The organism is Chitinophaga rhizosphaerae (assembly GCF_003958645.1).
Lineage (GTDB): Bacteria > Bacteroidota > Bacteroidia > Chitinophagales > Chitinophagaceae > Chitinophaga > Chitinophaga rhizosphaerae.
The window spans coordinates 212,703-226,649 of the sequence record NZ_RXLO01000008.1 but is presented as its reverse complement, the minus strand read 5'-3'; the positions used below and the strand labels follow the sequence as shown (position 1 = coordinate 226,649).

The following is a 13,947-nucleotide window of genomic DNA, read 5'->3' as shown; positions in this document are numbered from 1 at the left end:
AAATAGGTAATTACTGCATGATCTCCTGAACGTGCCGGCGGATATTGGCCGAGATGGTTTCCGTGGGGAGATCGTTGGCGTCTTTCCCGAAGGGGTCTTCGATCTCTTCGGCGATCAGTTCGAGGCTGGCCAGTACATAGAAAATGAAAACGACCATGGGCACAACGAGGTAGCCTAAACCGAAAACGTATCCCATGGGCAGGGTCATCACATAAAAGAAAATGAATTTCTTGAGGAAAACGCTGTAGGAGAAGGGGATGGGCGTATTCTTGATGCGCTCGCAGGCGCCGCAGATATCCGTAAAGGATTCCAGTTGCGCGTTGATGGTGATGAGCTGGTCGCCGGAGATGACCTGCTGGCGGTGGAGCTCGTTGATTTTTTCCAGGATGAGGGTGGCCATGCGGTTGGGGACGTGGATCCCCTTGCCCAGGCGCTCCAGTTCAGCTTCCGGTATGTTCTCCAGCTTGTCTGGATGGAACTCCCCGCGCAGATGGTCTTTCAGGGCAAAGGCATAGTTCGGGACCATATGCGCGAACCAGGCCACCGCCGGGTGCCCCGTGGGCAGCATGGCCTTCAGTTTCATGGCGAGGTTGCGGCTGCTGTTCACCAATCCTCCCCACTGCCTGCGGCCCTCCCACCAACGGTCGTACGCCGTGTTGGTGCGGAAAACCAGCAGCATCGAGATCACAAAACCCAACAGGCCGTGCATGGCCGAAATGTTCTTCAGATGGTCCCGCTCCGCCTGCACCCGGATGAACGTCAGCTCCAGCCAGGCGATAACGCAGCTGTACAAGGCGATAGCGATGAACATCGGGAACAGCTTCTTCACCGTATCCGCCCGGTGGATACGGAAAATGAAGGTAAACCAGTCTGTAGGATTGTAGTTGATCATGCCGCAAAAATAATAACCATCCCGCTTATTTTGATTAGTGTCGGTATTAGTGTTAATTTACGCCCTGCTTATCTATTCCCAAGTCATTTATGATCAAGCCGTATTTGTACATACAGAAGACGAAAGAAAAAGGCCGCGGTGTTTTCACCAAAGAAGCCATTCCCGCAGGTACTACCATCGAAGTGTCGCCCGTACTGGTCCTGTCCAACAGCGATACCCAGATCGCCGACACTACCAAACTGCATAACTACATCTTCCTTTGGGGAGTGAGGGAAACCCGCTCCTGCGTGGCCCTTGGCTACTGCTCCATCTATAACCACTCCTACGATCCCAACTGCGAGTACGAGATGGATTTCGATGCGGAAACCATGGCCATCAAAACCCGCCGCGCCATCAAAAAAGGCGAGGAACTGCAGATCAACTACAACGGCGATCCGGAAGACGTTTCCTCCGTTTGGTTCGACGTGAAGCGGAAATAAATCCCCCGCAAAAAAATTCTCCGCGATTGCGAAGGATTTTTTAATATTGTAAAATATATAAGCACTTATATAATTTACATGAGCTTCTATCCCAAACTCGGTTACCTGATATTCGGGAGCCGCCTCCGGCGCCTCAGCGAATACTTCCTGGCGGAGGTGAACAAAGTGTACGCACAGGCCGCCATCGCCTTCGACGCCAGCTGGTTCCCCCTGTTCTACCTCCTTTCCGAAGGGCGGCAGCTCACGCTGATGGATATTTCACAGGAACTGGAAGTATCCCATTCCGCCGTTTCCCAATTGATCGCCAACCTGAAAGGCAAAGGACTTGTTACTACTACGCGGTGCGCCGAAGACGGGCGCCGCCAGCTCGTGGAGCTGACCAAAAAAGGTGCCGCGCTGCTGCAGCAGGTATTGCCCGTCTGGACAGCCATCGGGGAATCGATGGAAGGCCTCGTACAGGAAGATCCGCAAAGCCGCAAAATACTCGAAGCCATCGGCGCCGTGGAACGCTCGGTAGCGGAAGACCCGCTCTCCGCCCGCATTCTCCGCGCCATGGACGTCAACGCCAAAACCATCTCATCATGAGCCAAAACTTTCATTACGGAAAAGACCAGCTGACGGCCCGCAAGGCCCTCGATATCGCCGAAGGGCGCGTTCGGGGCGTGTTGCTGCCCGAAGTGATGGACCGCGTGCGCCAGAGCTACGGGCACGTGCAAGCTATCGTGAAGGAACACCGTACCGTGTACGGAATTAATACCGGCTTCGGTCCGCTGTGCGACACGAAGATTTCCGAAGAAGACACCCGCGCCCTGCAGTACAATATCCTGCAAAGCCATAGCGTGGGCGTGGGCAATCCCATCCCCGAAACCATCTCGCGGCTCATGCTCGTCACCAAGGTACAGGCCCTCGCACAGGGGTTCTCGGGCGTAGCGCCGGATACGCTGGAGCGCATCGTCTGGCATATCGACAAAGGCATCACACCGCTCGTTCCCGAAAAAGGGAGCGTAGGCGCTTCGGGCGACCTCGCCCCGCTGAGCCACCTCTTCCTCCCGCTTATCGGTCTCGGTGAAGTGTGGCGGAAAGGACAGCGGATGCCGGCTGCGGAAGCGTTGCAGCTGGAAGGGAAGGAGCCGGTGGTACTGGGCCCCAAGGAAGGGCTCGCCCTCATCAACGGCACGCAGTTCATCCTTTCGTTCGCCGTGAGCGCCGTAGCGCGGATGCATAATATCCTGGAGGCGGCCGACCTGGCTGGCGCGCTGTCGCTGGAAGGGCTCATGGGCACCTACAAACCCTTCGATCCCAGGCTGCACGCCATTCGCCCATACGCCGGCAACCAGCTCGTAGCCCACCGGTTGAACACATTATTAAGCGGATCGGGTATCATGGCCGCGCATATGGACTGCGGCCGGGTGCAGGACCCCTACAGCCTCCGCTGCATGCCGCAGGTACACGGCGCTTCCCGCACGGCGTGGAAGCACCTCGAAGAATTGACTTCCATCGAACTGAACGCGGTGACGGACAATCCCATCATTTTTGCCGCAGACGACACCATTTCCGGCGGCAACTTCCACGGCCAGCCCATGGCGCTCCCGCTCGATTACGCCACCCTCGCTTCCGCGGAAATCGGCAATATTTCCGACCGCCGCTGTTACATGATGATCGAAGGAAGGTTCGGGTTGCCGAAACTGCTCATCGAAGACGCCGGCCTCAATTCCGGGTTCATGATCCCGCAATACACCACCGCGGCGCTGGTCACGGAGAACAAAACCCTCTGTTTCCCCGCTTCGGCCGACAGTGTCCCGACTTCGCTGGGGCAGGAAGACCACGTGTCCATGGGCTCCATTTCCGGCCGCAAATTGCACCAGGTGATCGGGAACGTAGAATACATCCTCGCCATCGAACTGCTGTATGCCGCACAGGCGGTGGATTTCAGGAGACCCCTCAAATCCACGCCCGTCCTCGAAGCATTGCACGCCTACACCCGCGAGAAAGTGACTTTCGCGAAGAAGGACCGCATCTTCGCCAACGACATCGCCGCATTGCACACCATCATCGCCGACGGTTCCTTCGTAGCCACGGCCACCGCTGCGGCGAAAGCCAACGGCATCGATCTCAACGGGCCTTATAACGATACATTCCGTCTTTCTTGATTCATCCACCAAAACGATCCGCTATCATGAAAAATACAACTGATTTTATCCGGCAATACGCCGCACATCCGCATTACAAAGCCCCGCGCGGCACAGAGCTGCACGCACGCAACTGGCAAACCGAAGCCCCGCTTCGCATGCTCCTCAACAACCTCGATCACGAAGTGGCCGAGAACCCCGACGAGCTCGTGGTATACGGCGGCATCGGCCAGGCGGCGCGCAACCGCGAAGCCCTGCAGCAGATCATCCGTTCCCTGCTCACGCTCGACGAAGAGCATTCCCTGCTCGTGCAGTCGGGCAAGCCGGTAGGTGTGGTGCGCACGCATCCGCAAGCGCCGCGCGTACTGCTGGCCAATAGCAACCTCGTTCCGAAATGGGCCACCTGGGAGCATTTCAACGAGCTCCGCGCGAAAGGTCTGATGATGTACGGACAGATGACCGCCGGCAGCTGGATTTATATCGGCACCCAGGGAATTCTCCAGGGAACGTATGAAACCTTCGTGGAGTGCGGCCGCCAGCATTTTAACGGCGATCTGAAGGGGAAACTCCTCGTGACCGCAGGCATCGGCGGTATGGGCGGTGCTCAGCCGCTCGCAGCCACCATGGCCGGCGCCGTGTTCCTCGGGGCAGACGTTGACGCCACCCGCCTGCAGAAACGCATCGAGACCAGGTACCTCGACCGCATGACGCATTCCTACGACGAAGCCATCGCCTGGGTGCGCGAAGCGCAAGCGAATGGAGAAGCCATTTCCATCGGCCTCGTCAGCGACGCCGGCGATATGCTGGAACGCTTGCTGAAAGACGGTATCATCCCAGATATCCTCACCGACCAAACCTCCGCGCACGATCCCATCAACGGATATGTGCCCAACAATTTGAGCCTCGAAGCCGCCGCAGCACTCCGCGTCAAAGACGCCGCCGCCTACAAGCAGCTGGCGCTCAAAAGCATGGCGCGCCACGTGGGTTTCATGCTGGAAATGCAGCGCCAGGGCGCCATCACCTTCGATTACGGCAACAACCTCCGCGAATTCGCCAAGGAAGGCGGCGAAGCGAACGCGTTCAACTTCCCCGGATTCACGCCGGCCTACATCCGCCCGCTTTTTTGCGAAGGGAAAGGACCCTTCCGCTGGGTGGCGCTTTCCGGCGACCCGGAAGATATTTATACGACAGACCGCGCGCTGATGGAACTTTTTCCCGACAACAAGCCCCTTCACAACTGGCTCACCAAAGCACAGGAACGCGTAGCCTTCCAGGGTTTGCCCGCCCGCATTTGCTGGCTCGGTATGGGAGAAAGGGAAAAAGCAGGATTGCTGTTCAACGACTTGGTGCGCACCGGTAAAGTGAAAGCGCCCATCGTCATCGGCCGCGATCACCTCGATTGTGGCTCCGTAGCGTCGCCCAACCGCGAAACGGAAGCGATGAAAGACGGTTCGGACGCGGTTTCCGACTGGACGCTCCTCAACCTCATGAGCAATACCGCCGGCGGCGCCACCTGGGTGTCTTTCCACCACGGCGGCGGCGTAGGCATGGGATATTCGCAACACGCGGGCATGGTAGTGCTGGCAGACGGGACAGACCGTGCGGAGGCATGCCTCAGGCGCGTGCTCTTCAACGATCCCGCCATGGGCATCTTCCGCCATGCAGACGCGGGTTATGAAAAAGCCATCGAAGTGCGCGACGAATTCGGCCTCGGATTATAAACCTCCAACATCCATCCATATGAAAATCATCGGACCATTCTCACAGATATTGCCGCTGACCGGTCTCCCGGAAAAAGGGCCCATCTCCGACGAACAGCTGGCGATCATCGAAGACGGCGGTGTGTTGGTGGAAGATGGACAGACGTTGCAGTTCGGAAATTTCGATGCGCTGCGCAAAGCCCATCCCACCGCTGAAATTGAAAAGATCGACGAGCCCATGGTATTGTTACCGGGTTTCGTCGATTGCCATACACATATCTGCTTCGCAGGATCGCGGAGCCGCGATTACGCCATGCGAACGGCAGGGAAGTCGTACCTCGACATCGCCCGTGCCGGCGGCGGCATCTGGGATTCCGTGACCAAAACCCGCGCGGCTACTGATACGGAGCTCATGGAGAATGTGGTAGCCCGCGCCAACCGGCACCTCCGCGAAGGCGTGACCACCATGGAAGTGAAAAGCGGCTACGGCCTGGACATGGCCGGCGAACTGAAAATGCTGCGCGCCATCCGCACGGCCGACCAGTTTACGCCCGCCGAATTCGTCTCCACCTGCCTGGCGGCGCACATCCGCCCGAAGGATTTCGATGGCGACGAAAAAGCTTACCTGCACTGGATCCTGCACGAACTGTTACCCGTTTTGAAAGATGAGCACCTGACCAACCGCGTCGATATTTTCGTGGAAGAGACGGCGTTCTCCGTGGCGGCGGCCCGCCCGTTCTTACAGGCCGCGAAAGCGATGGGATTCCAGCTCACCGTACACGCAGACCAATTCACCAGCGGCGGTTCCGCCCTTGCGGTGGAAGTGGGTGCCCTTTCCGCAGACCACCTCGAAGCGTCTAACGCGGAAGACATCCGCCGGCTGGCAGCTTCGGATACGGTGGCGGTGGTGCTTCCCGGCGCCTCGATGGGCCTGGGCATGGGGTACGCCCCCGCCCGCAAGCTCCTCGACGCCGGCGCCTGCGTGGCCATCGCGAGCGACTGGAACCCCGGATCCGCGCCCATGGGCGACCTCCTCATGCAGGCGGCCGTCATGAGCGCAACCGAACGGCTGTCGGCAGCGGAGGTATTCGCCGGGCTCACGTTTCGCGCGGCAAAGGCGCTCGGTATCCAATCCGCGTCGGCCGACCTGCAAGCCTATCCCTGCGCGGATTTCAGGGAAATATTGTACCACCAGGGCAAACTCAAACCTTCGTTTGTGTGGAAAAATGGTGAGCGCATTTGATTTTTCAGGATATTAGCAATCTCAACAGACCCAATCGCAGACCCATGACCCTCGTATGTTACCAACCCGCGTCTCCCGGTGCCTGGCAGGGCCGGAACGACGGCAACGACCCCGATCTCCAACGCTGGCACCAGCGCGTGCAACTGGCAGACCTGAGCCGGGCCCCGCTGCCGCCGATCCCGGAAGGCCAGAAGGGTATCGCGTTCCTGGGGTTCGCCTGCGATGAAGGTGTTCGCCGCAACGGTGGCCGCACCGGCGCCGCCGCCGGTCCGGAAGCCCTGCGCAAGGCATGCGCTTCCTTTCCCGTTCATTTCGGCAATCAGCTGCTGGTAGACGCCGGCAACATCGTTTGCGACGGCCGTCAGCTCGAAATGGCGCAAGACGCGCTGTCGGCCACGGTGGCGCATATACTTCAGGCGGGTTACCTGCCGGTGGTGCTGGGCGGCGGGCACGAAGTGGCATTTGGCCACGAACGGGGCATCAGCAGGCATTTCGGGAAGGAAGTGGTAGGCATCGTCAATTTCGACGCGCACTTCGACCTCCGGGAGCCTGGTGGGGAAGGGGTTTCGTCGGGAACGGGGTTCTGGCAGATCGCGCAGGAAAGGAAGCAGGAAGGGCAGCCATTCCATTATCTCGTACTCGGCATCCAGCAAAATTCCAACACGCCCCGGTTGTTTAAAACCGCGGCGGAATCAGGGGCGGATTACCTGCCGGCGAGCCTCTTCCAGCAGAAATACCACGATCAGCTGGTTGGCGCCATCCGGTCGTTCATCCAGCGGACAGACAGAATATACCTTACCACCTGCCTCGACGTATTCGCATCGGCATACGCTCCGGGCGTTTCCGCGACGGCATATAACGGCCTGGTGCCGGACGCGCTGTTCCTCGACTGTTTCCGCACCGTATTGCGGACCGGCAAACTGGCCGGTGTCGACTTCGCAGAATTGAACCCTTCCCTCGATATCGACAATCGCACCGCCAAGCTGGCCGCATCGCTGGTGTTCGAAACGGTGATGAATTATTTCCTCCGGCAGGGCGATTAATTCTCCTATATTAGCGGCATGAAGATTGGATTGATGTCAGACACGCACGGGTACCTTCACCCGCTGGTATTCAAGTATTTCGAACAGGTAGACCAGATCTGGCATGCGGGAGATATCGGGAACGTGCAACTGGCCGACGAGCTGGAGGCTTTCAAGCCGCTGAAGGCCGTGTTCGGGAATATCGACGGGCAGGATATCCGTATCCGTTACCCGGAACACAATCTTTTCATCTGCGAAGGCGTGAAGGTCTGGATGACCCACATCGGCGGCTATCCCCCGAAATACACGCCCGCCCTCAAACCGCACATCCACAAAAAAAGACCGGACCTTTTCATTACCGGCCACTCCCATATCCTGAAGGTTGTGCCCGATCCGGCATTGCAATTGCTTCATATCAATCCGGGCGCCTGCGGTAAGCAGGGTTGGCACAAGGTAAAAACCCTCGTGCGGTTCGAATGCCTGAACGGAGAGATTAAAAATCTCGAAGTGATTGAACTGCCTGATTAAAGGATTGTTGTATACCAGACGACTGTTACACGCATGAAACTCCGGATCATCACCATCTGCTGGCTCATCCTGCTCTGTCCTGCGCTCTCCCGCGCACAGGAGCGCCGTTTCCTGCGTTGGCTCCACACCGATAACGACACGGCCTACATCGAAGACCTGACGCAAGACCTGACCGTACGCCTCTACGGTTCCCGCAAGTACAATTATTACGACATGCATCACCGGTCGGTCAACGAAGAACTGCTGTACCGGCCCAACGCCAATAACAACGTGGGTTTCGGCGCCAATTACAAGTTCATCGGCCTCAATCTCGGCTTCAACCTGCCCTTCATCAATAACGACAATGACCGTTACGGCAAGACGAAATACCTCGATTTGCAGACGCATTTATACACCCGCAAGCTGGTTGTGGATTTTTATGGGCAATATTACCAGGGTTATTACATCGGCACTGCCAAGCGTTTTTTCGATAACGCCCTTTCGGTGAAGGCCAATGGCATCCGGCCGGATATCATCAATACCAATATCGGCCTCCACGCGCAGTATATCTTCAACGACAGGCGGTTCTCCTACCGCGCGGCATTCCTCCAGAACGAATACCAGCAGAAAAGCGCAGGCACGCCATTGGTGGGCGCGGAGATTTTTGCCTGGCAGATGCGGGGAGATTCGGCGCTGGTGCCGTTAGACCTTCGTAACGACGGCTTTTACGGCGGCATGCCGTTTACGCGGAGCAGTAATGTCAGTTTCGCCCTGAACGGGGGATACGCGTACACGCTCGTCATCGCGAAGCATTTCTTCCTCACGGGCTCGCTGGCGGTGGCCGCGGGCGTGAACCGCACGGTGCTGGCCTTCAACGACGGTTCAGGCAAAGTGCATGGTTTCGGATGGCAGTTGAACAGCACGTTCCGTTTCGCGGCGGGGTATAATTCCAGCAAATTCTATGTGGGCGTTCATTACGTAGATATCTCCACGCGCGGCGATGCGCCGGTAGACAGGGCTTACCAGACCTTCGGCGCGGGCAATCTCCGCTTCAGCATCGTACGCCGGTTCGGGCTGCGGAAGCCGCTTTTCTGATCACAGTTTTTCCAGTTCCCTTTCCAGGTTCAGCCGTGCGCGGCGCTCGTATTTCTCGCGGAAAAGTTCCGTGCGGTAAATGTGCGGCATCGCCAGAAAGTGTTGCAACACCTTCACACGGCCATTCCGGTAATCCAGCCAGGAATACATCCGGTATTCCCGGCGGATGTTTTTCGCATACACTTTATAGCGTTCTTCCGGAGCGGAAAGGATGGACAGGTCGAAATCCAGGAAATAATCGAGGTCGGGGTCGGATAATTCCGGCTGATGGCCTGCCGTGGCCAGGATGTAACGGTAAACTTTATCTTGCCGCTCCACCGGTGCGCCTACTTTCCGGAGATAAAAGATGGCTTCCTCGGCGCTTTTCAGCTCATTGTCTTTCCGTTTCGGCTGATAGATAAAATCGTGAAAATAAATGGCGTAGAGCACGGAGTCATTGTCCAGCAACAGGGGTGCGTATTGCCGTTGCAGCTTGACGAGCTCGGCGAGATGATCGAGGTTATGATAATGCCGGCCATGGGTGGAATATTGGAAGGTGATCCGGTCGATTTCGTGCCAGGCCGCCTGGGGCGGGCTGCCGCATCGCTGGTTAAGGTCCATCCAGTATTTCCTGATCGCATCGGGTTGCATAGCCTCGGGATTTTGGGGTGATTGGAACAAAAAACAGGCCGTTCCCGGTGGGGAACGGCCTGTAATATATGCTTTTCAGTGATTTTATTTTTTCGCCGCTGCGAACTGGGCGCGGATCACGTTGAGCGCACCGCCAGCTTTAAACCATTCGATCTGCTGCTGGTTGTAGGTGTGGTTCACGGTGATGGAATCTTTCGATCCGTCTTTGTGGTTCAGTACAACGGTCAGCGGAGTGCCGGGCGCGAAAGTGGTCAGGCCGTCGATATCGAACGTATCGTCTTCCTGGATTTTTTCGTAATCGTCCTTGTCGTTGAAGGTCAATGCGAGCATGCCCTGTTTTTTCAGGTTGGTTTCGTGGATACGCGCGAAGGATTTCACGAGGATCGCACGAACGCCGAGGTGACGGGGCTCCATGGCAGCGTGTTCGCGGCTGGAACCTTCGCCGTAGTTTTCGTCGCCCACAACAACGGAACCGATGTTAGCGGCTTTGTAGGCGCGCTGGGTGGCCGGAACGGCGCCATATTCGCCGGTCAGCTGGTTCTTCACGGTGTCGGTTTTGTCGTTATACGCATTTACCGCGCCGATGAGCATGTTGTTGGAGATATTGTCCAGGTGGCCGCGGTATTTCAACCAGGGGCCTGCCATGGAGATATGGTCGGTCGTACATTTACCTTTCGCCTTGATGAGGAGTTTCAGTCCTTTCAGGTCGGTGCCTTCCCATGCCTTGAACGCTTCCAGGAGCTGGAGACGGTCGGAGGTGGGGGATACGATCACCTGAACGCCGGAGCCGTCTGCTGCAGGCGCCTGGTAGCCGGCGTCTTTCACGTCGAAGCCTTGGGGAGGCAGTTCGAAGCCTTTGGGCTCGTCGAGCTTCACTTCCTGCCCGTCGCGGTTTTTCAGTGTGTCCGTGAGGGGGTTGAAGGTGAGGTCTCCCGCGATAGCCAGTGCAGTAACGATTTCGGGGCTGGCCACGAAAGCGTGGGTGGAAGCGAGGCCGTCGTTACGTTTGGCGAAGTTGCGGTTGAAGGAGGTGATGATGGAGTTTTTGCGGTTGGGATCGTCGATATGACGGGCCCATTGGCCGATGCAGGGACCGCAGGCATTCGCCAGCACTACGCCGCCGATCTGGTCGAACGTATCGAGCAGGCCATCTCTTTCGATGGTGTAGCGAACGAGTTCGGAACCGGGGGTGATGGTGAATTCGGAATGCACTTCCAGGTTTTTATCGATAGCCTGTTTCGCGAGGGATGCGGAACGGGAGATGTCTTCGTAGGAAGAGTTGGTGCAGGAACCGATGAGGGCGACTTCCAGTTTTTCGGGCCAGTTGTTTTCCTTAACGGCCTGTGCGAATTTGGAGATGGGCCATGCCAGGTCCGGTGTGAAAGGACCGTTTACATAGGGCTCCAGTTCGTCGAGGTTGATCTCGATCACCTGGTCGTAGAATTTGGCGGGGTCTGCGTACACGGCGTCGTCCGGACGGAGGTGTTCTCGAACGCCGTCTGCCAGGGCGGCTACTTCGGCGCGGGAGGTGGCTTTCAGGTATTCGGCCATTCCTTTGTCGTAAGCGAAAACGGAGCAGGTGGCGCCGATTTCCGCACCCATGTTACAGATGGTGCCTTTACCGGTGGCGCTCATGGAGTCGGCGCCTTCGCCGAAGTATTCCACGATGCAGCCGGTGCCGCCTTTTACGGTGAGAATGCCGGCAACGCGGAGGATCACGTCTTTCGGGGAAGCCCAGCCGCTCAGTTTGCCGGTGAGTTTCACACCGATGAGTTTCGGCATTTTCAGTTCCCAGGCCAGGCCCGCCATCACGTCTACGGCATCTGCACCGCCAACGCCGATGGCCAGCATGCCCAGACCGCCTGCGTTAGGGGTGTGGGAGTCGGTACCGATCATCATGCCGCCGGGGAAGGCGTAGTTTTCCAGCACAACCTGGTGGATGATACCGGCGCCGGGTTTCCAGAAACCGATACCGTATTTGTCGGAGATAGAAGACAGGAATTCGTATACTTCCTTATTGGTGTCGATCGCGGTGGCAAGGTCTTGCGCTGCGCCCGTTTTCGCCTGGATCAGGTGATCGCAGTGAACGGTGGACGGAACGGCAACCTGGTCGCGGCCGCAGGTCATGAATTGCAGCAGAGCCATTTGCGCGGTAGCGTCTTGCATGGCCACACGGTCAGGAGCAAATTCCACATAGGATTTCCCTCTTTCGTACGGTGTGGTCGTCGGTTCGTACAGGTGCGCGTAAAGGATCTTTTCTGCCAGTGTAAGCGGCCGGCCCAACATCTTACGGGTAGCTTCCACTTTACCCGGGAGTGCCGCATACAATTTTTTAATCATGTCAATATCAAACACCATGGAAATAAATAATTTAAGAGCGGTTACATTAAAATTTGCACGGCGAAGTTAATCATTTCCGTACTTTTTTTAAAGTTAAAACTCTTGTTAATGGGCGCAATTTCATTTGTTAAATTTGCTGGATTGCAATAAATTTGATATATGAATAAGGTCAAAGATTTTGTGGAGTGGAAGACCTTTGGCGTTTGTACCGCCATCGGGGAGAAGCTCGGCATCGCCACGTCCCGCATCCGTCTGTTCTTCATCTATGCTACTTTCCTCACGATGGGCTCCCCCCTGATCGTGTACATGATCCTCGCATTCTGGATGAACATCAAAAATTATATCACCAACGCCCGCCGCAACCCCCTCCGTTACCTGTAATCCAACAGTTTTCACAACCCCGTCCGTCATCCCCCGGAAAAAAAATTAACCTTCCTTTAAACTTTTCCTGTCGGAATGGATCAAATGACTTTGAGTTACCTAACAACATGCTCAACTTAAACCGTCTTTTGATGAAAAACACATGGAAAAACCTGGCCCTCGGCACCTTTATGCTGGGCGGTATCGCAACCTTGACAGCCTGTTCCAACACCGATTCCAACGGCGGGCCCGAAAAAACACGCCTCCAGATCGCCCTCACAGACGACCCCGGAGATTATGCGCAAGTCTGGATCGATGTGAAAGAGATCCGGATCAACAGTTCGGATGCGGACGACCAAAACTGGGTGCCCCTGCCGGGGGTGAAGGCTGGCGCCTATAATCTGCTGGACCTCGTGAACGACAGGGATACCATCCTGGCCGACGCGGAAATCCCCACCGGCAAAATTTCCCAGATCCGCCTCGTGCTCGGCGATGACAATTACCTCGTTACCAACGAAGGCGAACGCATCGCCCTCACCACGCCCAGCGCGCAGCAATCGGGCCTCAAGCTGAACATCCACCAGGCCGTTATCGGCGGCATCATCAACAAGCTCACCCTTGATTTCGACGTTGCCAAATCCATCGTAAAAGCCGGCAACAGCGGTAAATACATCCTCAAACCCGTGATCCGCACCGTGCTCGAAGCCGTTGGCGGTAATATCAGGGGCGGTGTATTGCCCGATTCCGTACAAACGGCCGTGCTCGCCATCCAGGGCGCAGACACCGTTGCCAGCACGTATTCGCTGAACGGCGGCTACCTGCTCCGCGGCATCCCCGCCGGTGCCTACAGCCTGCATTTCATCCCGACCGACACGAACTTCCTGCCGGCCGTGAAGAACGCAGTGCCGGTAGTGCTGGGGCAGATTACGACGGTAGACACCGTCCGGCTGCAATTGAAATAAGGATATAAGTGGTTTCCGCCGCGAGTGATGCTTAAATACGAAGAGGTTGCCGACGGGCAACCTCTTTTTTATGTGGTGATGTTTGCATCCGTATTATTCGAGATGGAAAAGCGTCATCCCGTGGTAGTGGTTCTGCAACTGATGGACCATGAGGTGCCCGGCGATGTTCCGCGTTTCATCGCGGTAATGCAGGATGGTGCGGGGATCGGAGCCGCTGTGGAGGGTAATGGTGAAGGGGCCGCGGACGTATGTGTCGGGCGCGCCGTTAATGGTGGTTTCTTCCGATTTCTTGAATTTCAGTTTCAGCAACTGTTCCACCGTCAATGGAATGGGAAATAAATCCGCCGGCTCATACCAGTTTTCCTGCTCCCCGACCAGCACGCAGGCCTGGCCCAGCTCGCGGTCTATCTGCAGGACCGGCCCTTCCGATAACTGTTCCTCGAATTTTGCCAGCACAAGATCGCCTGTCTTTAAATCATGCAAATGAATCATAGTGCAGTGTTTTTTGGGTTTGAAAACTTTGCTAATCGAATTCAGTATTGCTATGAATTTAATGGAAATCCGGGGAACTAAAAAGTAAAAAAGGCA

General features: G+C 56.8%; 14 protein-coding genes. 10 read left to right on the top strand and 4 right to left on the bottom strand.

Annotation, left to right across the window (positions count from 1 at the left end):
- Positions 1-10 precede the first annotated feature (10 nt).
- Positions 11-892, bottom strand: a complete 882-nt coding sequence (locus EJ361_RS19035) for a bestrophin family protein (RefSeq protein ID WP_126247229.1) — start codon at positions 890-892, stop codon at positions 11-13.
- A gap of 89 nt (positions 893-981) precedes the next feature.
- Here EJ361_RS19035 and EJ361_RS19030 point away from each other — a divergent pair, with 89 nt between their 5' ends.
- From EJ361_RS19030 to EJ361_RS18995, 8 genes are all read left to right on the top strand, one after another.
- Positions 982-1,371: an SET domain-containing protein gene (locus EJ361_RS19030; RefSeq protein WP_126247228.1), complete on the top strand. Its 390-nt coding sequence runs from the start codon at positions 982-984 to the stop codon at positions 1,369-1,371.
- A 78-nt stretch (positions 1,372-1,449) separates the two neighbouring features.
- Positions 1,450-1,956, top strand: coding sequence for a MarR family winged helix-turn-helix transcriptional regulator (locus EJ361_RS19025; RefSeq protein ID WP_126247227.1), 507 nt, complete (start codon positions 1,450-1,452; stop codon positions 1,954-1,956).
- A complete protein-coding gene (gene hutH, locus EJ361_RS19020; RefSeq protein ID WP_126247226.1) occupies positions 1,953-3,521 on the top strand; it encodes a histidine ammonia-lyase in 1,569 nt (522 codons plus the stop codon). Before EJ361_RS19025 ends, hutH begins: the two co-directional genes overlap by 4 nt.
- A 26-nt stretch (positions 3,522-3,547) precedes the next feature.
- Positions 3,548-5,221: a urocanate hydratase gene (gene hutU, locus EJ361_RS19015; protein ID WP_126247225.1), complete on the top strand. Its 1,674-nt coding sequence runs from the start codon at positions 3,548-3,550 to the stop codon at positions 5,219-5,221.
- 19 nt (positions 5,222-5,240) lie between these two features.
- Entirely contained in the window at positions 5,241-6,443 is a 1,203-nt protein-coding gene (gene hutI, locus EJ361_RS19010) for an imidazolonepropionase (RefSeq protein ID WP_126247224.1), read from the top strand.
- A 44-nt stretch (positions 6,444-6,487) separates the two neighbouring features.
- Entirely contained in the window at positions 6,488-7,486 is a 999-nt protein-coding gene (gene hutG, locus EJ361_RS19005) for a formimidoylglutamase (RefSeq protein WP_126247223.1), read from the top strand.
- 18 nt (positions 7,487-7,504) lie between these two features.
- Complete coding sequence (locus tag EJ361_RS19000) at positions 7,505-7,993, top strand: metallophosphoesterase family protein (RefSeq protein ID WP_126247222.1); 489 nt, start codon at positions 7,505-7,507, stop codon at positions 7,991-7,993.
- A 33-nt stretch (positions 7,994-8,026) separates the two neighbouring features.
- Positions 8,027-9,067, top strand: coding sequence for a DUF4421 domain-containing protein (locus tag EJ361_RS18995; protein ID WP_126247221.1), 1,041 nt, complete (start codon positions 8,027-8,029; stop codon positions 9,065-9,067).
- Here the strand turns inward: EJ361_RS18995 and EJ361_RS18990 are convergent, their stop codons facing one another.
- Entirely contained in the window at positions 9,068-9,697 is a 630-nt protein-coding gene (locus EJ361_RS18990) for an HD domain-containing protein (protein ID WP_126247220.1), read from the bottom strand.
- Between the two features lie 84 nt (positions 9,698-9,781).
- On the bottom strand, positions 9,782-12,037 hold the full coding sequence (locus tag EJ361_RS18985; protein WP_262707080.1) for an aconitate hydratase: 2,256 nt from the start codon (positions 12,035-12,037) through the stop codon (positions 9,782-9,784).
- A 159-nt stretch (positions 12,038-12,196) separates the two neighbouring features.
- Between EJ361_RS18985 and EJ361_RS18980 the strand changes: the two genes are divergently transcribed.
- Both EJ361_RS18980 and EJ361_RS18975 read left to right on the top strand, forming a co-directional pair.
- Positions 12,197-12,418 carry a PspC domain-containing protein gene (locus EJ361_RS18980; RefSeq protein WP_126247218.1) on the top strand — a complete coding sequence of 74 codons (222 nt, stop codon included), beginning with the start codon at positions 12,197-12,199 and terminating at the stop codon, positions 12,416-12,418.
- A 131-nt stretch (positions 12,419-12,549) separates the two neighbouring features.
- Positions 12,550-13,359: a DUF4382 domain-containing protein gene (locus EJ361_RS18975; protein WP_240646678.1), complete on the top strand. Its 810-nt coding sequence runs from the start codon at positions 12,550-12,552 to the stop codon at positions 13,357-13,359.
- 93 nt (positions 13,360-13,452) lie between these two features.
- Here the strand turns inward: EJ361_RS18975 and EJ361_RS18970 are convergent, their stop codons facing one another.
- Positions 13,453-13,851: a hypothetical protein gene (locus tag EJ361_RS18970; RefSeq protein ID WP_126247217.1), complete on the bottom strand. Its 399-nt coding sequence runs from the start codon at positions 13,849-13,851 to the stop codon at positions 13,453-13,455.
- Between the last annotated feature and the right edge of the window lie 96 nt (positions 13,852-13,947).

Coding starts and splice junctions, on each gene's coding strand:
- EJ361_RS19035 (WP_126247229.1), bottom strand. CDS start 892: ATGATCAACTACAATCCTACAGACTGGTTTACCTTCATTTTCCGTATC.
- hutH (WP_126247226.1), top strand. CDS start 1,953: ATGAGCCAAAACTTTCATTACGGAAAAGACCAGCTGACGGCCCGCAAG.
- EJ361_RS18980 (WP_126247218.1), top strand. CDS start 12,197: ATGAATAAGGTCAAAGATTTTGTGGAGTGGAAGACCTTTGGCGTTTGT.
- EJ361_RS19030 (WP_126247228.1), top strand. CDS start 982: ATGATCAAGCCGTATTTGTACATACAGAAGACGAAAGAAAAAGGCCGC.
- EJ361_RS18985 (WP_262707080.1), bottom strand. CDS start 12,037: ATGATTAAAAAATTGTATGCGGCACTCCCGGGTAAAGTGGAAGCTACC.
- EJ361_RS18990 (WP_126247220.1), bottom strand. CDS start 9,697: ATGCAACCCGATGCGATCAGGAAATACTGGATGGACCTTAACCAGCGA.
- hutI (WP_126247224.1), top strand. CDS start 5,241: ATGAAAATCATCGGACCATTCTCACAGATATTGCCGCTGACCGGTCTC.
- EJ361_RS19025 (WP_126247227.1), top strand. CDS start 1,450: ATGAGCTTCTATCCCAAACTCGGTTACCTGATATTCGGGAGCCGCCTC.
- hutU (WP_126247225.1), top strand. CDS start 3,548: ATGAAAAATACAACTGATTTTATCCGGCAATACGCCGCACATCCGCAT.
- hutG (WP_126247223.1), top strand. CDS start 6,488: ATGACCCTCGTATGTTACCAACCCGCGTCTCCCGGTGCCTGGCAGGGC.
- EJ361_RS19000 (WP_126247222.1), top strand. CDS start 7,505: ATGAAGATTGGATTGATGTCAGACACGCACGGGTACCTTCACCCGCTG.
- EJ361_RS18970 (WP_126247217.1), bottom strand. CDS start 13,851: ATGATTCATTTGCATGATTTAAAGACAGGCGATCTTGTGCTGGCAAAA.
- EJ361_RS18975 (WP_240646678.1), top strand. CDS start 12,550: ATGAAAAACACATGGAAAAACCTGGCCCTCGGCACCTTTATGCTGGGC.
- EJ361_RS18995 (WP_126247221.1), top strand. CDS start 8,027: ATGAAACTCCGGATCATCACCATCTGCTGGCTCATCCTGCTCTGTCCT.